The organism is Bradyrhizobium sp. HKCCYLRH1030 (genome assembly GCF_051168395.1).
In the GTDB taxonomy this organism is placed as follows: domain Bacteria; phylum Pseudomonadota; class Alphaproteobacteria; order Rhizobiales; family Xanthobacteraceae; genus Bradyrhizobium.
The window spans coordinates 662,122-683,367 of sequence record NZ_JBNPUY010000001.1; the positions used below are offsets into that span (position 1 = coordinate 662,122).

25 protein-coding genes are annotated in these 21,246 nt (G+C 66.0%); 9 read left to right on the top strand and 16 right to left on the bottom strand.

What is annotated here, in order from left to right:
- Nucleotides 1–50 precede the first annotated feature (50 nt).
- From ACQR1E_RS02980 to ACQR1E_RS02990, 3 genes are all read right to left on the bottom strand, one after another.
- Nucleotides 51–440, bottom strand: coding sequence for a cytochrome C (locus ACQR1E_RS02980; RefSeq protein ID WP_434896644.1), 390 nt, complete (start codon nt 438–440; stop codon nt 51–53).
- Complete coding sequence (locus ACQR1E_RS02985; protein ID WP_315712299.1) at nt 430–1,314, bottom strand: hypothetical protein; 885 nt, start codon at nt 1,312–1,314, stop codon at nt 430–432. The genes ACQR1E_RS02980 and ACQR1E_RS02985 overlap by 11 nt, the downstream gene beginning before the upstream one ends.
- Nucleotides 1,315–1,535: 221 nt before the next feature.
- Complete coding sequence (locus ACQR1E_RS02990) at nt 1,536–1,718, bottom strand: hypothetical protein (RefSeq protein WP_315712640.1); 183 nt, start codon at nt 1,716–1,718, stop codon at nt 1,536–1,538.
- A gap of 207 nt (nt 1,719–1,925) precedes the next feature.
- On the opposite strand from ACQR1E_RS02990, the gene ACQR1E_RS02995 reads away from it, so the two are divergent.
- Both ACQR1E_RS02995 and ACQR1E_RS03000 read left to right on the top strand, forming a co-directional pair.
- Nucleotides 1,926–2,159, top strand: coding sequence for a DUF6894 family protein (locus ACQR1E_RS02995; RefSeq protein ID WP_315712301.1), 234 nt, complete (start codon nt 1,926–1,928; stop codon nt 2,157–2,159).
- 145 nt (nt 2,160–2,304) lie between these two features.
- Nucleotides 2,305–2,688 (top strand): hypothetical protein, encoded by a 384-nt coding sequence (locus ACQR1E_RS03000; protein ID WP_315712303.1) that lies wholly within the window; start codon nt 2,305–2,307, stop codon nt 2,686–2,688.
- 13 nt (nt 2,689–2,701) lie between these two features.
- On the opposite strand, the gene ACQR1E_RS03005 is transcribed toward ACQR1E_RS03000, so the two are convergent.
- The 4 genes from ACQR1E_RS03005 to ACQR1E_RS03020 form a co-directional block, all read right to left on the bottom strand.
- Nucleotides 2,702–3,628, bottom strand: a complete 927-nt coding sequence (locus ACQR1E_RS03005; protein WP_316164846.1) for a 2-hydroxyacid dehydrogenase — start codon at nt 3,626–3,628, stop codon at nt 2,702–2,704.
- Complete coding sequence (locus tag ACQR1E_RS03010) at nt 3,625–4,923, bottom strand: ArgE/DapE family deacylase (protein ID WP_434896645.1); 1,299 nt, start codon at nt 4,921–4,923, stop codon at nt 3,625–3,627. Before ACQR1E_RS03010 ends, ACQR1E_RS03005 begins: the two co-directional genes overlap by 4 nt.
- 40 nt (nt 4,924–4,963) lie before the next feature.
- Nucleotides 4,964–6,253 (bottom strand): 4-aminobutyrate--2-oxoglutarate transaminase, encoded by a 1,290-nt coding sequence (gene gabT, locus ACQR1E_RS03015; RefSeq protein WP_316192638.1) that lies wholly within the window; start codon nt 6,251–6,253, stop codon nt 4,964–4,966.
- A gap of 120 nt (nt 6,254–6,373) precedes the next feature.
- A complete protein-coding gene (locus ACQR1E_RS03020) occupies nt 6,374–7,261 on the bottom strand; it encodes a LysR substrate-binding domain-containing protein (RefSeq protein WP_315712307.1) in 888 nt (295 codons plus the stop codon).
- Between the two features lie 376 nt (nt 7,262–7,637).
- Between ACQR1E_RS03020 and ACQR1E_RS03025 the strand changes: the two genes are divergently transcribed.
- Nucleotides 7,638–7,886, top strand: coding sequence for a hypothetical protein (locus tag ACQR1E_RS03025; protein WP_315712308.1), 249 nt, complete (start codon nt 7,638–7,640; stop codon nt 7,884–7,886).
- Between the two features lie 69 nt (nt 7,887–7,955).
- On the opposite strand, the gene ACQR1E_RS03030 is transcribed toward ACQR1E_RS03025, so the two are convergent.
- Together ACQR1E_RS03030 and ACQR1E_RS03035 are read right to left on the bottom strand one after the other, a co-directional pair.
- Complete coding sequence (locus ACQR1E_RS03030) at nt 7,956–8,546, bottom strand: NADPH-dependent FMN reductase (RefSeq protein ID WP_434896646.1); 591 nt, start codon at nt 8,544–8,546, stop codon at nt 7,956–7,958.
- Between the two features lie 128 nt (nt 8,547–8,674).
- Entirely contained in the window at nt 8,675–8,911 is a 237-nt protein-coding gene (locus ACQR1E_RS03035) for a hypothetical protein (RefSeq protein ID WP_315712310.1), read from the bottom strand.
- 363 nt (nt 8,912–9,274) lie between these two features.
- Here ACQR1E_RS03035 and ACQR1E_RS03040 point away from each other — a divergent pair, with 363 nt between their 5' ends.
- Nucleotides 9,275–9,733 carry a hypothetical protein gene (locus ACQR1E_RS03040; protein WP_315751744.1) on the top strand — a complete coding sequence of 153 codons (459 nt, stop codon included), beginning with the start codon at nt 9,275–9,277 and terminating at the stop codon, nt 9,731–9,733.
- A gap of 1,396 nt (nt 9,734–11,129) precedes the next feature.
- Here the strand turns inward: ACQR1E_RS03040 and ACQR1E_RS03045 are convergent.
- A complete protein-coding gene (locus ACQR1E_RS03045; protein ID WP_315712312.1) occupies nt 11,130–11,387 on the bottom strand; it encodes a hypothetical protein in 258 nt (85 codons plus the stop codon).
- Nucleotides 11,388–11,453: 66 nt separating this feature from the next.
- Entirely contained in the window at nt 11,454–12,497 is a 1,044-nt protein-coding gene (locus tag ACQR1E_RS03050) for a DUF2778 domain-containing protein (protein WP_315712643.1), read from the bottom strand.
- A gap of 227 nt (nt 12,498–12,724) precedes the next feature.
- Here ACQR1E_RS03050 and ACQR1E_RS03055 point away from each other — a divergent pair, with 227 nt between their 5' ends.
- From ACQR1E_RS03055 to ACQR1E_RS03065, 3 genes are all read left to right on the top strand, one after another.
- Nucleotides 12,725–13,159, top strand: a complete 435-nt coding sequence (locus ACQR1E_RS03055) for a DUF1810 domain-containing protein (RefSeq protein ID WP_315751747.1) — start codon at nt 12,725–12,727, stop codon at nt 13,157–13,159.
- Between the two features lie 168 nt (nt 13,160–13,327).
- Nucleotides 13,328–13,573 (top strand): hypothetical protein, encoded by a 246-nt coding sequence (locus ACQR1E_RS03060; protein ID WP_315751748.1) that lies wholly within the window; start codon nt 13,328–13,330, stop codon nt 13,571–13,573.
- A 417-nt stretch (nt 13,574–13,990) separates the two neighbouring features.
- On the top strand, nt 13,991–14,986 hold the full coding sequence (locus tag ACQR1E_RS03065) for a DUF3592 domain-containing protein (RefSeq protein WP_315751749.1): 996 nt from the start codon (nt 13,991–13,993) through the stop codon (nt 14,984–14,986).
- A gap of 58 nt (nt 14,987–15,044) precedes the next feature.
- Here ACQR1E_RS03065 and ACQR1E_RS03070 read toward each other — a convergent pair whose 3' ends face one another.
- The 3 genes from ACQR1E_RS03070 to ACQR1E_RS03080 all read right to left on the bottom strand — a co-directional run bounded on the left by ACQR1E_RS03070 (nt 15,045) and on the right by ACQR1E_RS03080 (nt 18,453).
- Entirely contained in the window at nt 15,045–16,667 is a 1,623-nt protein-coding gene (locus ACQR1E_RS03070; RefSeq protein ID WP_315751750.1) for an ABC-F family ATP-binding cassette domain-containing protein, read from the bottom strand.
- A 104-nt stretch (nt 16,668–16,771) separates the two neighbouring features.
- Entirely contained in the window at nt 16,772–17,230 is a 459-nt protein-coding gene (locus ACQR1E_RS03075) for a hypothetical protein (protein ID WP_315751751.1), read from the bottom strand.
- A gap of 188 nt (nt 17,231–17,418) precedes the next feature.
- Nucleotides 17,419–18,453 (bottom strand): glutamine synthetase beta-grasp domain-containing protein, encoded by a 1,035-nt coding sequence (locus ACQR1E_RS03080; RefSeq protein WP_315712320.1) that lies wholly within the window; start codon nt 18,451–18,453, stop codon nt 17,419–17,421.
- 543 nt (nt 18,454–18,996) lie between these two features.
- On the opposite strand from ACQR1E_RS03080, the gene ACQR1E_RS03085 reads away from it, so the two are divergent.
- Nucleotides 18,997–19,191: a DUF2735 domain-containing protein gene (locus ACQR1E_RS03085; protein WP_316172343.1), complete on the top strand. Its 195-nt coding sequence runs from the start codon at nt 18,997–18,999 to the stop codon at nt 19,189–19,191.
- 259 nt (nt 19,192–19,450) lie between these two features.
- Nucleotides 19,451–20,194: a tyrosine-protein phosphatase gene (locus ACQR1E_RS03090; RefSeq protein WP_316173788.1), complete on the top strand. Its 744-nt coding sequence runs from the start codon at nt 19,451–19,453 to the stop codon at nt 20,192–20,194.
- A 29-nt stretch (nt 20,195–20,223) separates the two neighbouring features.
- On the opposite strand, the gene ACQR1E_RS03095 is transcribed toward ACQR1E_RS03090, so the two are convergent.
- A complete protein-coding gene (locus ACQR1E_RS03095) occupies nt 20,224–20,442 on the bottom strand; it encodes a hypothetical protein (RefSeq protein WP_012044361.1) in 219 nt (72 codons plus the stop codon).
- A 91-nt stretch (nt 20,443–20,533) separates the two neighbouring features.
- Complete coding sequence (locus ACQR1E_RS03100; RefSeq protein WP_316184904.1) at nt 20,534–21,232, bottom strand: SGNH/GDSL hydrolase family protein; 699 nt, start codon at nt 21,230–21,232, stop codon at nt 20,534–20,536.
- Nucleotides 21,233–21,246: the final 14 nt, after the last annotated feature.

Here is a 21,246-nt window from a genome sequence, read left to right on the forward strand (position 1 = left end):
CCGTTCACCTCACGTGACGAGAGAGGCGGAGCGCGACGTGCAGGCGATCGCTAACGTCCCCGCACCGGCAGCGGCGGCCGCGGCGGTCGTGTCTCACCACGATGGGCCGGGCGCCGCGAAGGGGGACGGCGGGCCGGCGCGGCTGCCGGCGCATCGACCGACTGCAGATAGGTGCTCAAGGCCGACGCGGCGTCGTCGCTGCTGGTGTAGTGCTTCTGCAGGAACAGATAGAGCGTCAGGCGAAAGCGCCCCTTGGCGAGCCCACGTGCCGAGCGATGACAGGTGGCGCAGCTGTCCGCAAACAGCCGCGCAGCGGGTTTGCCGGCATCGAGATTTTCCGCCCGTGCAGCGCTGATGACAATCAGCAGCAGCACGGCCGATCCGACAAGCCTCAGCCGCGCTCCGGCGCGCCTGCGCGCGTGGACGCGCTCAGGCGACATCAGCCTGCGGGCTTTCCTCGGCCTGCGCACCCAGCGCATCGAGATCGACCAGCGCCGGATCGTCGGGCATCGGCTCGCTCTGCTGCTGTCCGCCGCCATGGACGTGCATCAGCGTCTGGACCCGGCGCGCGTTGAGATAGTCGACGTGCTGATGCGCCAGCGCCAGCGGCAACAGGGCCTTGGGCAGCGCGGTCATGGTGAACGCGGCGACGCGCTTCACCTCCTCGCCCTCGCGCCAGGTCAGCGGGCTCAGCGTATAGATCATCTGACGGTCGGTCTCGGGCGCGGGCAGTTGCCGCGTCTCGGGCGGCGCCAGCAGGGCCACGTTGATGTTGCCGGCCCGCGTGCGGCTTGCGGCGGCGCGCAGCTCCCAGCAGATCAGCTCCGCGGCGGAGAGCACCTCGCGGCGGATGTCGTCGACATCGGACGCGAAACGACTGGCCTCGCTCAGCGCCGCGCGGCCGCGCGTGACCGCATCGACGAGCGCCGCCGCACCGATTTCGAAGCGAGGAACCGCCTGCTCGATGGCGGTGGCGACGGCCTCGATGTCGTTGGCGGCGCGGTCGCGGTCGCGCTGCGCCACCGCGTCGGCGAAGGCGCGCTCCGCCAGGATGATCTGCTCGTCGCACTCGGCGACGGATGCGCGCAGCGCCTTGGCCTTCTGCTCGACGGCCTGCATCTTGGATTCGGCACGATCGAGCTGCCCGTTGCTGGCGCCGGCCTTGGCGAGCCGCTCCGCGACGACGCGCTTCTCGTCCAGCGCCGCCTCGGCCACCCGGAGACGGTCCGTCAGCCGCTGCCGCGCGGCCTGCTTGTCCTTCAGCGCACGCTCGAAGATCTCGACGGGGCTCAGCTCACGCTTGAAGAAGACCATGGCAATAATCCCTGGACGGCGGGCGCGCCGGCAACGTTGGTCAGCGGCGAATCCACTGCCGAATCATGTTGCCCGATTCTTGCGTGGAAAATGGGTCGGAAACCAGGATGAGATGCGGCACACGTTCCCTTGACGGAACGTATCCACCGCCGGCTGGTGCGGAGCAGAGTCGGCGGATCCGACGGACCGCGCGGCGATATTCGGTAAAATGGAATCCGATGTCAGCTCTGATGCGGACCGCGCATCATCCTCATGGCGTCCGCGATGTGGCGCCATTCGCGGGCCTCCTCGGCCTCGCCGCTGGCTTCGCATTGCTGCGCCTTCTGCGCAGCCTGCGCGACGGCCGAGGCGCCGTGCATCTCGAGCATCTGCCGGGCGATCGCGTGGATCTGGACTTCAGACATCATGTCGAGCTCCTGTCGCCGGATCGAATGGTCCGCGACAACTTCCTCTGCGCCGATGCGTTCCGTGAGCTGGATCACTGCACGTCCGGTTCCACCGGCCCAGACTGCGCCCCGTAATTTACCTTACGTGATCAATCCGATTTCGCGCGCGCCGCCACGCTGTTACTTCTGACTGAGATTCGCCGGAGGGCGATTGAGGAGACGGACATGACGCAGGTCTTCTTCCACTGCTCCAATCCCGATGAGTTCCTCGTCGATCGGCGTGGAACCGCGGTCATCGATCTCGCCGAGGCCTGTGATCACGCCGAGCGCGTCATGCAGTCGCTGATCTCGTCCGAGAGCGAGGAGGATTGGCGCGACTGGGTGCTGCACATTTCCGACGATCTCGGCGAGGAAATCATCGCCATGCCATTCACGTCGGTGCTCGGCCCGATGCATTGAACGGAGCTGCGCACTGCGCCCTCCCCGGCGCTGAGACATTGTGTCCGCATTAGGGTTACCGGCTTCCTTACAAGTTCCGCTCCTCGCATTCTTCTCGCCACATTTGTCCGCCATTTCGGCGCTGTTGCGACGGAGGGGACATCTCATGACCAGACTGCTGACGGCCGCGGCCTTGGCGCTGACATTGACGGCATCGGCGGCGATGGCCGACGAGCACCGCGGCGGCGATGCCGCACTGGGCGCCTTGTCGGGCGCCGTCGTATTTGGACCGGTCGGGGCCGTTGCCGGCGCCGTCGTCGGCTATACCGCAGGTCCTTCGATCGCGCGCTCCTGGGGCTTCCGCCGCTCGCGTGCAGCCCGGTCGCAGCAGGTTCGGCGTCCGGTCAGGGACAGCCAGGCTGCGATGACCGAGTCTCAGCAGCAGCCGCAGGCCGCGCCGCGCAGCGCACCCCCGCCTGCACGGACCGTCGCTGTCGCTCCGCCGGCGCCGCGCGGCCCGGTCGCGCCGCCGGTGCAGACACTCGAGTAGACACGCTGGTAAATCAGTAGCCGCGGGCGCGATCGACGACGTTCCGCAACGTCTCTCCGCGCAGCAACCGCCGCGCATTCTCCGCGACCTGCTGCGCGATCACCTCCCAGGAGGCGATCGCCGCCATGTGCGGCGTCACCAGCACGCCCGGCTCGCGCCACAGCGCATGGTCCGCGGGCAACGGCTCATGCGCGAAGACATCGAGCACCGCGCCGCGCAGATGGCCGCTGCGAAGCAGCGCGACCAGATCCTCCGTCACCAGGTGCTCGCCGCGGCTGCACAGGATCAGCGCGGCGCCCTTGGGCAGCCGGCCCAGGCGCCCGGCATCGAGCAGGCCCGCGGTCGAGGCCGTCAGCGGCAGCAAGCAGATCAGGATCTCCGTCTCGCCGAGGAAGGCGTCGAGCGCATCGGCGCCGCCATAGGTCCGCACACCGGCGAGCGCCTTGGGCGAGCGCGACCACGCGCTCACCGCGAACCCCAGCTCGACGAGACGGATCGCCGCCGCAAAGCCGAGCTCGCCGAGACCGAGAATGCCGACCCGGCGGTCCTTCGCGGCGCGCTGCTCGTAACGCCGCCACACGCCGTTGCGCGCATTGCTGACGACGCGATCGAAATCGCGGTGGAAATACAGCGTCCCCCACAGCACGAACTCGGTCATGGCCGCGGAGATATCGGGATCGACGATCCGGCACAGCGGCACGTCCGGCACGGTCGGATCGGACAGGATGTTGTCGACGCCCGCTGCGATCGAATGGATCAGCTTCAGCTTCGGCATCGCCGCCAGCGCGCCGGGCTCCGGCTTCCAGCACACGGCAAGGTCGGCGTCGCGTGCCGCCGACTCCGGCCATGACGCGACGGTCACGCCCGGCAGCTCGCGCGCGAGCAGCGCCTGCATCGGATCCATCAGTCCGGGACGGCTGAGGAGCGCGACCGTGATCATGCCGGCCGCAGTCCGCACCATTGCGCGACGAACATCGCGATCGACAGCGTGGTCTTGCGCACGCTGTCGAGATCGACACGCTCGTCGAACGCGTGCGGACCGATGCCATAGGGCCCGTAGCACAGCGCCGGGATGCCATAGTCGACCTGATAGTAGCGGGTGTCGTTGACCGCCGTAGAGAGCCGCACGTCGAGCGGCTTCTCGAATACCCGTGCATGTACCTCGGCCAGCGCCGCCTCGGCGGCGCTGCCGGGCTCGCACACCGCAGGATCGGCCTGGAAGCCGCTCCACACCAGCTCGACCGGATTCTCCGACAGGAAGCTGTCTGCGGCCTGCGCCTTCGCGAGACACTGCTCGATGCCGGCCATGGCCTGCGCCGGCGTCTCGCCCGGCAGCACGCCCAGCCGGCAATCGAGGTCGCACCAGGCCGGCGTCGAGCTCGCCCAGTCGCCGCCCTTGATGATGCCGACGTTGAACTTGATCGGATCCTTGACCGCAGCGAACCAGGCGTTCGACTTGGCACGCGCGTTGATCTCTTTCGTGTGCTCCTGGAAGGCGCGGATCAGATGCATCGCCGAGAGGATCGCATTGGTGCCGGTCTCGGCATAGGCAACGTGGACCGGCGTGCCGCGGACGCGCAGCCGGAACCAGATGGCGCCGACCTGCGCGCGGGTCAGCGTGTGGCCGGTCGGCTCTGGGATCAGGCAGGCATCCGCCGTGTAGCCGCGCATCAAGGTCGAGAGCGCGCCGTTGCCGGTGCTCTCCTCCTCGGTCACGGTCTCCATGTGAATGCGTCCGTCCGGCACGAAGCCGGCGGCCTTGATCGCGTCGAGCGCGAAGATCATCGCGGAGACGCCGGCCTTCATGTCCTGCGCGCCGCGGCCGATCATCCAGCCGTCGCGCACGATCCCCTCATAGGGTGGATCGTCCCAGAGATCGGTCGGCCCTTCCGGCACGACGTCGATGTGGCCCTGCAGGATCAGGCTGCGGCCCTTGCCCGCGCCGTCGAGCGTCGCCACCACCTGCTGCGAGCCGTCGAGCGCGATGCTGTCCATCGGCGCCGCCTTGGGATGGCGCATCAGGTCGACATCCTCGAGGCTGAAGCGGTCGACCTGATAGCCGCGGGTCGCGAACTCGCGAGCCAGCCAGTCCTGCGCCGGCGCCTCCTCGCCACGCAGGCTGCGGAACTGGACGAGTTGCTGCAGGAAGGCGACCTGCTTGGCGAAGTTGGCATCGACAGCGGCGGCGAGCCGCTCCATCACGTCATTCGGCACAGCCGCCGCAGCGTCGGTCACGTCTCAAACCTCCAGCCTTCCAGTTCACCTCGGCCACGCGTCAGGCGGCCAGGCACTTCTCCAGGATCGCGAGCCCTTCGTCCACGATCTCGTCGGACGCGGTCAGCGGCACCAGGATGCGGATGGTGCTCGCGGTGACGCCGCAGGACAACAGGATCAGTCCGTTCTCGTGCGCCACGCGGGTCACGCGCTTGGTCATTTCGGAATCCGGCTCGTCGCTGCCGCGCTGCTTCAGGATATCGAATGCAACCATCGCGCCAGGACCGCGCGGCCCGGAAACCGGAACCAGGTTGTTGGCGCGCGAGAAGCGCTCGATCGCCGCGCGCAGCCGCTCGCCGATCGCATTGGCGCGGTCGAGCAGCTTCTCCTGCTCGAACACGTCGAGCACGGCGAGCGCCGCCGCGCAGGCCAGCGGATTGCCGCCATAGGTGCCGCCGAGGCCGCCCGGCTCCGCGGCGTCCATGATTGCGGCACGTCCGATCACGCCGGACAGCGGCATGCCGCCGGCGAGACTCTTGGCGACGCAGATCAGGTCCGGCTGCACGTCGTAGTGCTCCATCGCGAACATCTTGCCGGTTCGGCCGAAGCCGGTCTGCACCTCGTCGGCGATCAGCACGATGCCATTGCTGTCGCAGATGCGGCGCAGGCCGCGCATCAGGTCCGGCGGCGCCTGGTGGAAGCCGCCCTCGCCCTGCACCGGCTCGATGATGATGGCCGCGACCTGCGAGGCGTCGATGTCGGCCTTGAAGATGAAGTTGATGTAGGACAGCGTATCCTCGACCGTCACGTTGCTGCCGGAGATCGGGAACGGCGCGTGCCAGACGCCTGGCAGCGGCGGCCCGAAATGCTTCTTGTACGGCATCACCTTGCCGGTCATCGCATTGGCGAGCGCGGTGCGGCCGTGGAACGCGCCGGTGAAGGCGATGATGCCGCTGCGCCCCGTGGCCGCGCGCGCGATCTTGATGGCGTTCTCGGTCGCCTCCGCGCCGGTCGTCAGCAGGATCGACTTGGCCGGCCCCGAAATCGGCGCCAGCGCGTTGAGCCGCTCGCTCAGCCGCACATACGGCTCGTATTGCAGCACCTGGAAGCAGGTGTGGGTGAAGCGGTCGAGCTGCGCCCGGATCGCGGCAACGACATGCGGATGGCAGTGGCCGGTGTTGAGCACCGCGATGCCGCCGGCAAAGTCGACATAGCGCTTGCCCTCGACGTCCCACACCTCGCTGTTGAGGGCGCGGTCAGCAAACAACGGCGTCGCATAGCTCACGCCCCGGACGACGGCCTCGTGTCGTCGCGCCAGCAGGTCTTCGTTCGCAGCCGAATTCGCAACCATGGCTCAACTCCTCGTGGGAAAATCGAGCCGCAGGCTACGCCGAGAGCCGTCGCGATCAATCAGCTTGTTCCCGACGACAGGTGCCTGCAATGCACCGGACCCAGCGGGACGAGCGCGCAGCTACGCGGCGAGCACATTCTTCAGCCAAGCCCGCAGCGCGACGATCGCGGGCTCGTCCCAGCGCTCCCGCAGCGCGACGAGCTGATAGGCTCCCATGTGGAGTGCCGAGGGGATCACCTCGACCAGCGCACCGCTGCGCAGATCATCGGCGACCAACACCTCGTTGGCGAGCGCGACGCCCTGGCCGAAGCGGGCGGCTTCGATGGCGAGATGCGCGTGCCACAGCCGCTGACCGCGCAACGTGACCGGCTCCCGATACCCCGCCAGCTCGAACCATTGCTCCCATTGCGCGGTGGATTCCTCGTGGATCAGCGAGGCCCTGGCGAGGCCCGGGAGTGTCGCGATCGCCGGAAACCTTGCCAGATAGGCCGGGCTTGCGACCGGGAATACGCGTGGGCGCACCAGCTCCTCAGCGACCAGGCCGCCGCTCCGGTCGACCGCTTCGGCATAGACGATCTCCGCATCCGCTTCGCCGCGCTGCAAATCGGGGTGCGCCAGCGTCGGCTGCAGATTGATGTCCCAGTTGCGCGGCGGGCCGCTCAGCTCGGGCAGCCGCGCCAGCAGGCGGCGATTGGCGAGGCCCGGAATGCACCAGATGTTCAGGGTCGGACGCGCCACGGGCCGCACCGAGATTGTCGCGCGGGCGATGATGTCGAAGGCCTGGCTGACCTCGGCATGAAACTGACGTCCGGCCTCGGTCAGCGCGAGGCCCCGCCCCTCCGCCCGCACCAGCGCCACGCCCAGACTGCGCTGCAGATTTTGCAGATGGCGCGAGACCACGGTGTGGCTGACCGCGAGCTCGTCGCCGGCGGCGCGCACGCTGCCCTTGCGGCCGACGGCCTCGAAGGCACGCAGCGCGATCAGGGAGGGCAATCGGGGTCTCGTCATGCTCGCACAGTTCTCAGCCTGCGCGATCTCCCTCCCGCCCTGAAGCGGAACCGCCGCGATCCGTGATCGCGCGGCTGATGTCGGAGCGCCGGCTGCCATGGCGGCGTCCGTTGTCCGCACAAGGCGTTCCGGGCGGAGCGCCGCATCGCGGTCACGAGGGCGCTTGCGCGCGTCACGCCGCTCTTAGCGTCAGCATTGGCGCAACGCCAGCCCAGAGAAAGCCACGCGCGCGGCCGGGACCTCCGCGGACGTCTTCACGAGGCAGGCCACGTCGCAAACGATCCTTAAGCCTCCCGCCATGGCAGGCGCCATTTGCCTAAAAGTTTCCACAATTCGACTTTGAATCGAGAGTGCTTCGAGCAGGAGAACCCCCAAGATGCGGATCAGCCAAATGATCTACGTCGGTTCGCTGGCAGCCCTCGTCGCGACGGCCGCCCCCGCACTGGCGAAAAGCTCCCAGACGCCCAAGCCGGATGATCAGACCACGTCGTCCCTGCCGTGCCGCGCCTACCAGCAGGCCCCCGACGGAACCTGGATGGAGCGGCCATGTCAGGGCCAGGGCGCAAGCGCCCCGGCGCGTCAGCGCGCGGTCACCAACGGGACCGGCAGCGCCGAACAACGTTAGCGGATCTGGTTCGCGGACGTGGCGCAAGAGCCGGAGCGCTTGCGCTCCGGCCCGCACTGATGCCCGCGCTCAGTAAGGTGGCGCCCGGCGCGCCCGCTGCTCCCTGCCCGCCTCGACCCACCACAAGAGATCGTCGGCAAAACGCGGAAACGCGCGTTCCAGCGACTGGCCGGAATCGCCGGTCGGCCTGCCGTCGGCGGACAGCGCCTGACCGATCGGGCCGACGGCAAGCGTGCTCGACACCACCACCATGCCCATCTCCGACAACGTGCCGTGCCACGCAGTGGCGGCCCGGGCCCCGGAGAGCCGGCCGGCGGAATAGCTCGCGATCGCCGCCGGACGCCAGAACCATTCCTCGAGAAAGTGGTCGGTGAGGTTCTTCAGTCCCGGCTGCATGCCCCAGTTATATTCGCCGGTGACGAACACGAAGCCGTCGGCGGCACGGATCTTGGCCGCAAGCTTGGCCATGGCCGCTGGCGCCTGGCCGGGCGGATATTCCTTGTACATGCGGTCGAGCATCGGCAGGCCGACCGCCTTGGCGTCGATCAGCTCGACGTCCTGGTCCTTGGCGCGCAACCCGTCCACGACGAATTGCGCGAGCCGGATGCCCATCCGGTCGGAGCGATAGGAGCCGTAGAGGACGAGGATGCGGAAGCTCATGGCGGGTCAACTCCTGGCCGGACGATCCGCGCCAGACTACCACGCCGTCATGTCATGGAGGTCATTATGGTCACGCCGCAGATCGATGGACCGGCGGCGCGTGGTTGCAGAAACGAGACGAGGCAGGCTCAGCGCGTCACCGTGGCCGAAGCGGAGCGCTCGGATGGCCGGCCGAACACGCTGCGGCAGCCGTCGCTGAGGCTGGCGCGCTGCTTCATCATGCAGGCAATGATGCGGTCGCGATCGGGAATCTCCGACGAGCACAGCCGGAACACGTCGCCCGTGCACAGCCGCCGCTGGTCGTCCTCCGTGAAGGCATGGCCCGCGCGCGGGCTGGCGACCATCGCCAGCGCAAGCCCTGCCATCGCCACATTCCAATTCCGCATCCTGAACAGATGAGTTCGCATCGCCGTCCCCAATTCGCCCGCTGTTTGTCCGGTTCACCCGCTGCTTTCGCTGATGTCGCGAAGCAGTTGCCGCCGCAGAATCAAATGATGACACGTCGCGGCGCGCCTTCAACAAGCGCTCTCGTTCCTGCACCACAATTTTGCGGCCTGTTGCATCTTCGACTCCTTTTGCGCTGCCGGAACCCGTGAGACGCCGCCAAATTGTCATTAGGCGAACGCAATCCGGCCCAGCCGCGCTCACACTCTCACGGCGTAGTGGCGGCGTCCTGATGGTGCTTCGGACCATCACGTGTCCCGAGTTCAGGTGTGGGAGTCAGGTTCATGGCGTACACGATGGTGGCTGAGCGGGAGCAGCAGACAATCCGCAAGCAGCGCGAAAGCGCCCTCATCGTTCTCGCCAACGCACAGGTGATGGAGGCGGAAGGCTGGCAGGTCGTCATCACCGACGAGGACGGCAACAGCATGCCGCTCGCCGAGTTCGAAGCTGGCATCTCGCAGAAATTTTCGTCCTGGTACAAGGCCAAGCAGCGGCCGGTGGTGCCCACCACCATTCCCGCCCCCAACCTGTTCTCGACGCCGGCCAATGACGACGCCGGGCCGGAGGCCGTCGTGGCCGCCGAACTCGCCGCCGAGCAGGTCGAGACGGCCGAGGTCCAGGAGGCTCCTGTCCAGGAGATCGCCGAGGACGATTTCGAAACGGCCGAGACCGCCAACGCTCCGACGGCCGAGAAGGCCGAGCGCGAGGAGATCGCGCTCGACGCCGCCGAGATGGCCGACTGACGCTGCGGCCGCGCCGCAGCATCAGCGAGAGTCACTCGCCGCCTTCGTAGAACAGCTCCAGCGGCAGCCCGGCCTGGGCCTCGCCGATCCATTCCCGTGCAATGATGTTGGACGGCCCAGCGCGTGCATCGCGGCATGCAGGCGAAGACCATCCCCGGTCGTTTCGCGTGGCGCGGATCGAGCGTGCTTCGGCCTGTCGTCGCTTCCTCGCGCGATCAGCGTGCGCCGGGCGACTAACAAACATGTTAGCCCCGCGGCTCTCGGTCGAACAACGATCATCGGAACGAAGCGACCATCTGCCCGTCGGGCAAATCAAGGCGCATTTCCATCTCGCGGCGTCACCTCCAGGGCCTGAATCGGCAGCAACGGCGGTGCGCGCGGAAACGATTTTCCGCAGGCCCATCAAGCTGATTTGGCCTGTCCAGTCCCGCCGCCAAAAATATTCTGCTTTTCCTAAATCTAATTCAGTGCTTTTGTCGCGCCATCTCCCGCTCGCAGGAGGGGCGGTTCGCGGTCGTCACGGACGTGGAGCGGGAGGAGCGGTGGACGCGATGGCAGCGCAGCGCATCTTTGCGCCGACGAACGCTGACGTCGCGTACGGTCAAGTCGCGTGGTCCTGGCATCCCGACGCTGATGCCCCCACGGTGGCGCGCCCAAAGCGCGTTGTCGTGCACGGTGACCAGAACGCCCGGCGCACCGGGGAGCGCGCGAAGCAGCCGTTAAGATCATCGCGCGGGGAATGCCGGTTGCCCGGCTGAACCTGTGGTGACTGCCGCCTGCTTTTTTTCTGCAGGCGGGCCATGGGTTGCGGCCAGCATCCCGGCATTCCCCGCGCCCTCTGCTGTGCGGAGGGCAAGACGGATGGATCACTCGGGCGCATCAGCGCGGCGAGAACGCGAGGGCGTGCGTGAATGAGACTTCGCAGGACGGTGCTTCAAATCGCTCGGTGTCATTCCGGGGCGCGCGGAGCGCGAGCCTGGAATCCATACGCCGCAGCAGAACTGATGGAGCACGCTGGAGCGACACACCTGGCCGACACGCCCGCTCGTGGTTATGGATGCCGGGCTCGCGCATGCGCGCGCCCCGGCATGACGATGTTGAGAGACCGTGGCGCCACCCACCGCCGTCATGCCCCGCCCCCGGGTCTCGCCTTCGGCGAGCCCGAGGACAGGCTCCGGCGGGACATCCACTACGCCGCGGCCTCTCGATCAATCACGACTGCGGCGGCGTACTGGGTCGCCCGGTCCCGTCTTCGCCCGATGGGCTTCGACGCGGCAACGAGCGCCAGGGCGCGCCGCAGCTTTAGCGGAGGCGGCAAGCCGGGCGATGACACCGAATGTAAAGCAGGCATCAACACGAGCCAGAGGCCGCGGGTGCCCTGGGGGATGATCCAGTCTCACAACAGCTTCGCGCTCACGAACAGCGTTCGCACGGCGTTGGTGGCCTGCACTGTCATGATGGCGTTGTCGGCCGCGGCCTGCAGGGCGGCCATGGCCTGGTCGTGCAGCGACTTGAACTCCATCCACTCGACGGCGTTGAGGCTGGTGAGGAACTGATGGGCCTGCCCGACCGTCGAAATCACGACCGGCTTGCCGTTCACCTTGATGTTGAAGGTAGTACGCAGACGCGTTTCCGAGTTTGCGGGATCAATCATGGGGACCTTCCGGAAGATGCGACGGGCGTCACCGCCGAGGTCGCGCCGAGGCCCAGCAACAAAACGTCACTCGGTCTTTTGCGCGGTCCGCGTCGGGGTGCCAGCCTCGAGCCCGACGACGACAACGAGTCGGTTGAACTCGCCGTCATCATACGCCTTCAGGAAGCGATCGTAATTCTTGATCGAGACGCAGCCGTTCGAATCACCCTCCGGACCCAGCATATAGGGGTGGGTCAGCAATCCGCTCCGGCCGAGCGTCGATCCTTCCACCACGTTCATGCGCAGGGCGCGAACGCCGTGAAACGGTTTTTCGCGCGGCTTCAGGTCATAGGTGGCGGGCGGGGTCGCGCCAACCATGCGCTGATTGACGTGCTCGGGGTCGTCGCGCAGGCTGCCCATGCCGGAATGGGCCTCGAGCCCGATGCCGGACGGCAGATACACCATCTTGGCCTTGATGTCGTACACGGCGGTCTTGTCATAGCCGAGCGCACCGAGATCGATTCCGGATCGGACGATGCCGCTATCCGGACCGAGCGAGGCGAACTTGGTCGGGCTCGGCAACAGGTCGGACAGCTTCTGCAGGATGGAGCGATCGTCGACGCGTCCGACCGCTTCAGGCGCACTGGCCGAAACCAGGCTGGTCGGCAGGTTGGCGACGGACGGGCGCGGGCGCGGCAGCGGCACGCCCGGTGCAGGCATCGTGACGGTATTGCCCTCCGTCAACATCGGCCGCCAATCGCTGTTGCTGGGGTCGCGAGCGCCCGGATCACGCGCTTCCATGCCCTTCACCAGCGCGGCCCGGGCATCGAGCAATTGGCGGTCGATCGCGCCGCGAAGGGCGAAACGGTCGAGCGCGCGAACCGCGTCTTTTTCCGAATAGGCCGTGGCCGAGGCGGAGGCCGGCGCGAAACGTGTTTCGAAGGTCATGGACGGCGCGGCGGCGGCCGGAATCGCCGCGCTCGCAAGCGACGTCTCATCGCTGTTGGCTCCGACCCATGCGGCCGCGCCCGCTGCGACCGCAAGTGCTGCAAGCACGAGTGCGATCGCTTCGGAGCGCCCGAAGCGGCCTTGCGACAACAGAACGTCTACGCTTGCTTCACTGGAAGCCATCACGTCCCCGATATACCCCCCTTTTCGGACCACCCGGGAAAGGTGACCGACCCCAAGGGGTACGATTCGACCCGTCATGACATAGGATGGCAAGAGTGCGGCATAATCTAGACAAACGCCAGTCCGGAGTGATCCGGCGTGAACCGACGCCCAAGCCTCGCACGGGCTGCGCCGCGACCGTCCCAGAAAGCCGATTATATCGATGAATCAGCCGGTTGGAGGAATGTATGAACGCCGAATGGGATGATCTCGGCCGATTTGCCGACGCACAGGATTCGATTTATTCGCGCGTGACCGCCGAACTTGCGGCCGGTGCCAAGCAAAGCCACTGGATGTGGTTCATCTTTCCCCAGGTCGAGGGGCTCGGCAGGTCCGCCATGGCGCAGCGCTACGCGATCCGCTCCCGCGCCGAGGCCGAGGCCTATCTGGCGCATCCCCTGCTCGGCCCGCGACTCGTCGAATGCACCCGACTGGTGCTCGCGGTGCAGGGCAAGTCGCTGCGCGACATTCTGGGTGTTCCGGACGATGCCAAATTCCGCTCCTGCATGACGCTGTTCGATTCGATCAGCCCGAACGGGATCTTCGCGCAGGCGCTCGATCGCTATTGCGACGGTGCGCGCGACCCGGCGACGCTCGCGTTTCTGCAGCACAGCACCGCATGAGCACACGGTTACCGCAGATGCGCATCTCGGCCTCATAGGGCTGACACGGTAATGAACCAACTCTGCCCCGCGGCCGGATTTCGGGTGCCGAGCCCGAACAGGAAACTTGATCGCGCCAAGATTTGCGGGTCCCATCCGCCGCGTTGTTTGTCCCAAGGAGACACACTCATGAAGAAGTTTTTCCTGATTGCCGCGCTCGCGACCTTCGCCGCCGGATCTGCCTTCGCCCAAGACACCTGTGAGACCAAGGCCGTGGGCAAGGACGGCAAGGCGCTCGCCGGCGCCGCCAAGACCTCGTTCATGAAGAAGTGCATGGCCGAGACCTGCGAAACCAAGGCGGTCGGCTCCGACGGCAAGAAGCTCGCCGGCGCGGCCAAGACCAGCTTCATGAAGAAGTGCGAGGCCGGCGGCTGACGCGCTGGCGGCTGACGACACTGGCGCCCCGCCATGATGCTTGGCGGGGCAAGGCCATGCCGGCGGGCTCCATCAGTGCGAAGCGTATCGGCAAGCGACGACGCGGGCGGCGAGCGCCTCGATGTCGAACGGCTTGGTCAGCAGGGCGCAGCACGCCGCCATAGCGCTCGACCCAGCCCTCGGCCGGCACCATCTCGCGGACTTTCTGCCCGATCACGTTCGGATGCCCGCATGCAGGGCGTAGGCCGGATTGGCTTCAACGTGGGCGTAATCGCTCAGCGGGCCCTGCGGACCGTCGAAGAACTCGATGGGCGAGATGGTGGAGAGCTGAGGAGGACCGGCACACTGTTGAACCGAGGGGAACCCGCAGGACACCACTGCATGTCGCCCGCCCTGGCGGGCCCATGCGAGATCAACATGCTCACCGCATCCGCCCTGCTCTGGACCCGTGTCGCCGCCGGCATCTTCGGCTTTCTCGCCCTCAATTCCGGCTACGGACTCTGGCTTCAGCGCAAGAAGACCAGCGGCGGCCGCGCCTGGCCGGTCGTCGAGGGGGAGATCGTGGCCTCGGCGGTGTCTGTCGCGACGACGCATCGGTCGGCAGATGACACCGATGCCAAGCCTGACATCCGCTACCGCTACGAGGTGTCGGGCAAGAGCTACGAAGGTCGCCGCATCCGTTTCGGCAGCCCGAGCCGCGTCACGCGCCTGCAAGCCGACGAGCTCACCGGCAAATATCCGCAAGGCGCGAAGGTCCGCGTTTTTTACGATCCGAAACGCCCCTCGCAATCGGTGCTCGAGCCTACCAATGCCAGCGGGACGGCGGCGCTTGTGGCGCTGTTCGTCGTGCTGTCGGCCGTGACCGCCGTTTTGGTGGCGCATTCGCTCGCCGGCAAGGTGCTCACGACCGAGGCTGGCGTGCCGCTGTTCGCCTTCCTGATGCCGTTCGCCCTGTTCGGCTTCGGAGCCGTCGCACTCGCCTCCTACTGGAAGCTGCGGCAGGAGCGCCTGGCGAGCCGCTCCTGGCCGACTGCGCCGGGACGCATCACGCGCTCCGGCGTGACGATGGAGATCACACGACGTGAGGACGATCGCGGACGAGAAACGGAAGAGGAGCGCTTCCGGGTCACGATCGAATACAGCTACACGGTGGATGGTCGCTCTTTCCACAGCACGCATTGGAATTGGGGCTGGACCGCGCTGCATTCCGACAGGTCGAGCGCTGAAGCCGTCGCCGCCAAATACCCGGTCAACACCGACGTCACCGTCTACTACGATCCGCTACAACCCGAGACGGCCGTGCTCGATCCCACAAACAAGAGCGGCGTCGCGGCGCCGCTCTGGGCCGGCATCTTCCTGATCGCGATCGGCGCGCTGTTCCTGTTCGTCTTCACCCACGTCCAGATGAGCTAGCCGGGGATGATGCGAACAAAGCGCAAGCAGAGCACGAACGACGAGTATGGCCGCGTCGTCAGCTGCGCAGGCCTGGCGCTTCGTGGCCGCTGCGGGCGACATACTCGGTATAGCCGCCGCCATACTGATGGAGACCGTCAGGGGTCAGCTCGAGCACGCGGTTGGAGAGCGCGGCGAGGAAATGACGATCGTGCGAGACGAACAGCATGGTGCCCTCGAAGTTCGACAGGGCCGCGATCAGCATCTCCTTGGTCGCCATGTCCAGATGGTTGGTCGGCTCGTCCAGCACCAGGAAGTTCGGCGGATCGTAGAGCATCTTGGCCATCACGAGCCGCGCCTTCTCGCCCCCCGACAGCACCCGGCATCTTTTCTCGACGTCGTCGCCGGAGAAGCCGAAGCAGCCCGCCAGTGCCCGCAACGAGCCTTGACCGGCTTGCGGGAACGAATGCTCGAGCGACTCGAACACGGTCTCGTCGCCGTCCAGCAGGTCCATCGCATGCTGCGCGAAGTAGCCCATCTTGACGCTGCCGCCGATCGTCACCGAACCGTCATCGGGCTCCGCGCTACCGGCGACGAGCTTCAACAGGGTCGACTTGCCAGCGCCATTGACGCCCATCACGCACCAGCGCTCGCGGCGCCGGATCATGAAGTCCAGCCCGTCGTAGATGCGGCGGCTGCCGTAGCTCTTGGACACGCTCTTCAGCGCTACCACATCCTCGCCCGAGCGCGGCGCGGGCAGAAAGTCGAACGCCACGGTCTGGCGCCGCTTCGGCGGCTCGACCCGCTCGATCTTGTCGAGCTTCTTGACCCGGCTCTGCACCTGCGCCGCGTGCGAGGCCCGCGCCTTGAAACGCTCGATGAACTTGATCTCCTTGGCGAGCATCGCCTGCTGGCGCTCATATTGCGCCTGCTGCTGCTTCTCGTTCAACGCCCGCTGCTGCTCATAGAAATCGTAGTCGCCGGAATAGGTCGTGAGCTGGCCGGCGTCGATCTCGATCACCTTGTTGATGATGCGGTTGATGAATTCGCGGTCGTGCGAGGTCATCAGCAGCGCGCCCTCATAGCCCTTGAGGAAATGCTCCAGCCAGATCAGGCTCTCGAGATCGAGATGGTTGGACGGCTCGTCGAGCAGCATCACGTCGGGACGCATCAGGAGGATGCGCGCCAGCGCGACGCGCATCTTCCAGCCGCCGGACAGCAGGCCGACGTCCTTGTCCATCATCTCCTCGGAGAAGCCGAGGCCGGCCAGCGCCTCGCGGGCGCGGCTGTCGAGCGCGTAGCCGTCGAGCTCCTCGAACCGCGCCAGCACCTCGCCATAGCGCGCGATGATGTCGTCCATCTCGTCGGCGCGGTCCGGATCGGCCATGGCGGCCTCGAGCTCCTTGAGCTCGGCGGCGACCGACGACACCGGCCCGGCGCCGTCCATCACCTCCGCCACCGCGCTGCGGCCGGACATCTCACCGACATCCTGGTTGAAATAACCGATCGAGACGCCGCGATCGATCGAGACCTGCCCCTCGTCGGGCTGCTCGCGGCCTGAGATCATCCGGAACAGCGTCGTCTTGCCGGCCCCGTTGGGGCCGACCAAGCCGATCTTTTCGCCGCGCTGGAGCGCGGCGGAGGCTTCGATGAAGAGAATCTGGTGGCCGACTTGCTTGCTGACGTTATCGAGGCGGATCATGAGGGCTCAGGCGGTGGACAGGTTGCCGCCGCTCTTAGTCGATGCGCGGCGCCGGTGGAAGGCGCAATTTGGGCGCCCTCCCCGCACCGTCCGCCCCGCGCCGGTCAGCGGCCTGGAGGCCGAAAATCCTGGTTGCCGAACGGTTTGTCGGTCGGGATGCGGATCGCGACGTAGCCCCGATCCATGGTCGCGTGGCAGGCGTTGCATCCCGACGTCAGCTCGGTCACGGCGGAAGCGAAACGCTTGCCATCCTTGGCGGCGATGGCGTCCGAGATCGACTGGATCGGCTGGCCGAGCGTGGTGACATTGTTCACCGGCAGGCCCGAATAGAAGACCGCGGCGTCAGTCAGGCTCTGCCTCAACTGGGCGAGCTCATAGGACGCGAGATCCCAATTCTTGGACTGTCCCGCGAACCAGAGCTTCGCGTGTCTGACCTGAATCAGATTCATGATGTCGCCGAGCCGCGGCAGATATTGTTCTGCACTGGACTGCGACTGCCCTGCAGCCAGGGAGATGGCCGAACAGGCGATCAGAACGCCTGAAACCCACTTGCGATAGCTCATTCCATGCCCCGCTTCCAAACAAACCGCTACGGAAAGACATACCGCTGCGATCGAAACCGGACTTGCGATTGATCAAGGCCATGGCCGCCTCCGATCGTTCGAGCCCGCCAAACGAATGATCCGCCGAAGCGGCTGCTCCGGCGGATCATCATATCAGCCCCCGGCCCCGGGGTATTGTGGTCGGCGTCTTAGGCTGCGGCTTTCGCGCCGGTCGGAACCATCGCGATCGTCTTCAGGACCTGAGACGCGATCTGGTAGGGGTCGCCCTGGGAGTTCGGACGGCGGTCCTCCAGATAGCCCTTGTAGGCATTGTTCACGAAGGAATGCGGCACCCGGATCGAGGCGCCACGGTCGGCCACACCCCAGCTGAAGGTGTCGATCGAAGCGGTCTCGTGCTTGCCGGTCAGGCGCATGTGGTTGTCCGGACCATACACGGCGATGTGGTCGGCGCGAGCTTCCTTGAAGGCGTCCATCAGCTTCTCGAAATACTCCTTGCCGCCGACTTCGCGCATGTACTTGGTCGAGAAGTTGCAGTGCATGCCCGAGCCGTTCCAGTCGGTGTCGCCGAGCGGCTTGCAGTGGAACTCGATGTCGATGCCATACTTTTCGGTCAGGCGCAGCATCAGGTAGCGGGCCATCCACATCTGGTCAGCAGCCGTGCGCGAGCCCTTGCCGAACACCTGGAATTCCCACTGGCCCTTCGCCACCTCGGCGTTGATGCCTTCGTGGTTGATGCCGGCCGCGAGGCAGAGGTCGAGATGCTCTTCGACGATCTTGCGGGCGACGTCGCCGACGTTCTTGAAGCCGACGCCCGTGTAGTACGGGCCCTGCGGCGCCGGATAGCCGTATTCCGGGAAGCCGAGCGGACGGCCGTCCTTGTAGAAGAAGTACTCCTGCTCGAAGCCGAACCACGCGTCTGGATCGTCCAGGATGGTGGCGCGGGCGTTCGACGGATGCGGGGTCTTGCCGTCCGGCATCATCACTTCGCACATCACCAGCACACCGTTGGTGCGGGCGGCGTCGGGATACACGGCGACCGGCTTCAACACGCAGTCGGAGCTATGGCCTTCGGCCTGCATCGTCGACGAGCCGTCGAAGCCCCAAAGAGGCAGCTGTTCCAGGGTCGGAAAAGAGGAAAATTCCTTGATCTGTGTCTTGCCGCGCAAATTCGGCACCGGCTTGTAGCCGTCGAGCCAGATGTACTCGAGCTTGTATTTCGTCATTGAGCCTCTCTGTCTTATCGAAAGGTGGGAGCCCAGCAATCGAAGGCTCCCCGCTTACCCGGCCACGATCGGCCAGCGCACTCTTAAGCATGGAATGTGCCAAGTCCCGCGACGTCCCGTCGCATGGACGAAGACCGATCGGGGCCGAGCTGCCGGCCGGTTTTGCACGTCAGGGGTGCGGCAAAGCAGCGCGACCGGGATTGCACGGAGCGCATGGCGGAGCGGAGAGCTTGTCGAAAACCCGCTTGATTCCTTGGCATTTGCGGCGACGCGCAAGAGAGGCCGAACAAGCCGTCAGCAGTTACGGGACATTTTCGAAAAGAGTTGGAGCTCTGTCCGCAACCTTTGGTCCAGCCCAAGTGTTGGTCAGATGAACATTGCTGCTGGGGGAGCACATGCAGAAATGCCTGCAAAACGCGCAACATGTGATTTCGTTTTGATCATGTTGCATTCCCTCCGGGCAGCACTGATATCGACGCTGGTAACCACAACGGAACGAGTCGGGCGCAACCTGATGTGTGGCCGACGGAAGGAGAATGAGGAATGGGCACCAATGTGGACGAGGGATCCGCAAGGATCTACCAATTTCCGCGCGGAGGGCGAGCGGGTCTTGCACCTCGCCAATCCGGATCGCCGCCTGAGCGGCCGATCGCGCCGTCGATCCAGCCGACGATCTACAGCGCGAGCTGGTATCATGACGAGGCGATCCAGGAAGCCAAGCCGGTGTGGGACCGCTGATGTCAGACTGTACCGTGACGCCAGCACGCCTTTGCTGAAGGGTCGGACCGACAAGGTTCCGGCCCTTTTTTCTTGCGCCGCTGTCTGCATGTCTCTCGCCGCTGCTGACGGCCGCCGGCGGGCTCGACGTGCCAGGGTCAAACAGGCCGCCGTCGTGACCCGTTTCATGGTCTTCCCTATCCTGTCGAAGGCTACGCATACGCGTCGCGTCGATGAAACGGCGTTTCACATCGAAGCCCGCATCCCCTAGAATGGGTTGATGTCTGCCCATCCGCTCCGCCATCTCGGCCTTCACGGTGCCAGCAATTTCAGAGATCTCGGCGGATATCCCAGCAGGGACGGCCGGCACGTGCGATGGCGGCAGCTGTTTCGGTCGAACCATCTCGGACAGCTGACCGAGCCCGACGTCGCGGTCCTGCGGGAGCTTGGCGTTCGGACGGCGTTCGATTTCCGCGGTCGCAACGAGCGCGCTGCCGGTCTCTGCACCATCGCCGAGATCACCGTGCATTCCGTGCCGATCGAGCCGAGCGTGGTGCCGGCGCTGCGGGCTCTGGCGACACGAGGACAGCTCACAACCGACCATGCCTTGGAGCTGATGCGCGAGTCCTACCGCAACTACGTCCGCAGCTACACGCCGCGCTTCCGCGCGCTATTCCAGCATGTTCTCAATGAGGACGCCCCGTTGGTGATCCATTGCACGGCCGGCAAGGATCGCACCGGTGTGGCCTGCGCGCTGGTCTTGCACGCGCTCGAGGTTCCGGATGACGCCATCTTGGAAGATTACCTGCTCACGAACCAGCTCTATCGTCGCGAGACTGCAGCTCACCCGGATCTTCCCGCTGATGTCGTCCAGACGATCGGGACAGTCCAGGCCTCGTTCCTGGCAGCTGCGTTCGACGCCATGCGTGATGATTTCGGCGACGTCGACACCTACCTGCGCGACGGTCTCGGCATCGACGGCGCGGCACGGAAGACGATACAGGAGCGCTATCTCACGCTGTGAGCCTGGGCGGCCCGAATACGCTTGAGCGATCAGGCCGCTTCGATATCGGCTGTCTCGGCGGCTTCCATCGCGTCGAGATCGGCAATCACCTCCTCGAATGCGGAAATCGCCTGTTGAACCGCCGCGATCTGCATCAATTCCCAGCCGGTCACCGGACCTGCACGGTTCTGCAAGGCGACCACCAGATCCCGCCGCTGCTCCTTCAGTTGCACCAGCGGCAAACCATGGTCCGGCAGATGTCTCATCATGTCAAAGCTCCAACGCCCCTCAAGCGGCATAGAGACAGGCTAGCGAGCCGCGCTGGCAATCCACTTACGAAAGTCCGGCTAATTTTATCGATCAGGCCAGCGCGACCGGTGCCGCCATGATGGCGCTGGCCAAAACGTCGCTGATCTTCGCAGTGGCGGCTTCGCTCACATGCAAGCGGTCGCCGTGCCCGTCGTCGAGCGCCGACAACGGAATCTGGCCGGCCTCATGCCAGCTCTTCATCAGATTCCAGCGCCTGAAGACATTGACGTCGGCCGCAGACGTGACCTTCTCGATGCGCCGCTGAATGTCCTCGGCACGCGCCAGCCTGCTGGGCACCGTCACGATGGCAGCCGTATATTGCAGGTCCATCACGATGGCATCGATGGCCAGCCCCGCCAGCCATCGAAGGCCGACGCGCAGCGCCGCCTCGACGTCATCGGGACTGTAGACCTCGGGCCTGTAGGCGGCGTTGGTGCCGACCTGCCAGATGACGAGCGAGGGCTGCTCCGCAATCACGTCGCATTCGAAACGCGAGAGCTCCTCCGGGGATTCCTGTCCGCCCACACCCCGATTGAGGACGTCGATCAGGCAGCCGAAATTGGTCTTGCGCAGCGACTGCTCGATCCGGGCCGGAAAAGCGACAATTCCGTTGGTGCCGGCGGTGGAAGATGAGCCAAGCGCCACGATCCGGGTCTTGCGCTGCGCATCCAGACTCTCCCTGAACCGTCTGATCGGACGAGGAAAACCGGTGGAAACGTCGGGAAATTCGAGAGAGCCTGTCGCGGTCATGGTCACCTCTGACG

What these genes read in the sequence shown, in the direction of transcription:
- ACQR1E_RS03055 (WP_315751747.1), top strand. Translation starts at nt 12,725, where the DNA reads ATGAACGCCGAATGGGATGATCTCGGCCGATTTGCCGACGCACAGGAT.
- gabT (WP_316192638.1), bottom strand. Translation starts at nt 6,253, where the DNA reads ATGGTTGCGAATTCGGCTGCGAACGAAGACCTGCTGGCGCGACGACAC.
- ACQR1E_RS03025 (WP_315712308.1), top strand. Translation starts at nt 7,638, where the DNA reads ATGCGGATCAGCCAAATGATCTACGTCGGTTCGCTGGCAGCCCTCGTC.
- ACQR1E_RS03035 (WP_315712310.1), bottom strand. Translation starts at nt 8,911, where the DNA reads ATGGCAGGGCTTGCGCTGGCGATGGTCGCCAGCCCGCGCGCGGGCCAT.
- ACQR1E_RS03095 (WP_012044361.1), bottom strand. Translation starts at nt 20,442, where the DNA reads ATGATGAGACATCTGCCGGACCATGGTTTGCCGCTGGTGCAACTGAAG.
- ACQR1E_RS03005 (WP_316164846.1), bottom strand. Translation starts at nt 3,628, where the DNA reads ATGATCACGGTCGCGCTCCTCAGCCGTCCCGGACTGATGGATCCGATG.
- ACQR1E_RS02990 (WP_315712640.1), bottom strand. Translation starts at nt 1,718, where the DNA reads ATGTCTGAAGTCCAGATCCACGCGATCGCCCGGCAGATGCTCGAGATG.
- ACQR1E_RS03050 (WP_315712643.1), bottom strand. Translation starts at nt 12,497, where the DNA reads ATGGCTTCCAGTGAAGCAAGCGTAGACGTTCTGTTGTCGCAAGGCCGC.
- ACQR1E_RS03040 (WP_315751744.1), top strand. Translation starts at nt 9,275, where the DNA reads ATGGCGTACACGATGGTGGCTGAGCGGGAGCAGCAGACAATCCGCAAG.
- ACQR1E_RS02995 (WP_315712301.1), top strand. Translation starts at nt 1,926, where the DNA reads ATGACGCAGGTCTTCTTCCACTGCTCCAATCCCGATGAGTTCCTCGTC.
- ACQR1E_RS03080 (WP_315712320.1), bottom strand. Translation starts at nt 18,453, where the DNA reads ATGACGAAATACAAGCTCGAGTACATCTGGCTCGACGGCTACAAGCCG.
- ACQR1E_RS03000 (WP_315712303.1), top strand. Translation starts at nt 2,305, where the DNA reads ATGACCAGACTGCTGACGGCCGCGGCCTTGGCGCTGACATTGACGGCA.
- ACQR1E_RS03075 (WP_315751751.1), bottom strand. Translation starts at nt 17,230, where the DNA reads ATGAGCTATCGCAAGTGGGTTTCAGGCGTTCTGATCGCCTGTTCGGCC.
- ACQR1E_RS03085 (WP_316172343.1), top strand. Translation starts at nt 18,997, where the DNA reads ATGGGCACCAATGTGGACGAGGGATCCGCAAGGATCTACCAATTTCCG.
- ACQR1E_RS03065 (WP_315751749.1), top strand. Translation starts at nt 13,991, where the DNA reads ATGCTCACCGCATCCGCCCTGCTCTGGACCCGTGTCGCCGCCGGCATC.
- ACQR1E_RS03045 (WP_315712312.1), bottom strand. Translation starts at nt 11,387, where the DNA reads ATGATTGATCCCGCAAACTCGGAAACGCGTCTGCGTACTACCTTCAAC.
- ACQR1E_RS03030 (WP_434896646.1), bottom strand. Translation starts at nt 8,546, where the DNA reads ATGAGCTTCCGCATCCTCGTCCTCTACGGCTCCTATCGCTCCGACCGG.
- ACQR1E_RS03100 (WP_316184904.1), bottom strand. Translation starts at nt 21,232, where the DNA reads ATGACCGCGACAGGCTCTCTCGAATTTCCCGACGTTTCCACCGGTTTT.
- ACQR1E_RS03090 (WP_316173788.1), top strand. Translation starts at nt 19,451, where the DNA reads ATGTCTGCCCATCCGCTCCGCCATCTCGGCCTTCACGGTGCCAGCAAT.
- ACQR1E_RS02985 (WP_315712299.1), bottom strand. Translation starts at nt 1,314, where the DNA reads ATGGTCTTCTTCAAGCGTGAGCTGAGCCCCGTCGAGATCTTCGAGCGT.
- ACQR1E_RS02980 (WP_434896644.1), bottom strand. Translation starts at nt 440, where the DNA reads ATGTCGCCTGAGCGCGTCCACGCGCGCAGGCGCGCCGGAGCGCGGCTG.
- ACQR1E_RS03070 (WP_315751750.1), bottom strand. Translation starts at nt 16,667, where the DNA reads ATGATCCGCCTCGATAACGTCAGCAAGCAAGTCGGCCACCAGATTCTC.
- ACQR1E_RS03060 (WP_315751748.1), top strand. Translation starts at nt 13,328, where the DNA reads ATGAAGAAGTTTTTCCTGATTGCCGCGCTCGCGACCTTCGCCGCCGGA.
- ACQR1E_RS03020 (WP_315712307.1), bottom strand. Translation starts at nt 7,261, where the DNA reads ATGACGAGACCCCGATTGCCCTCCCTGATCGCGCTGCGTGCCTTCGAG.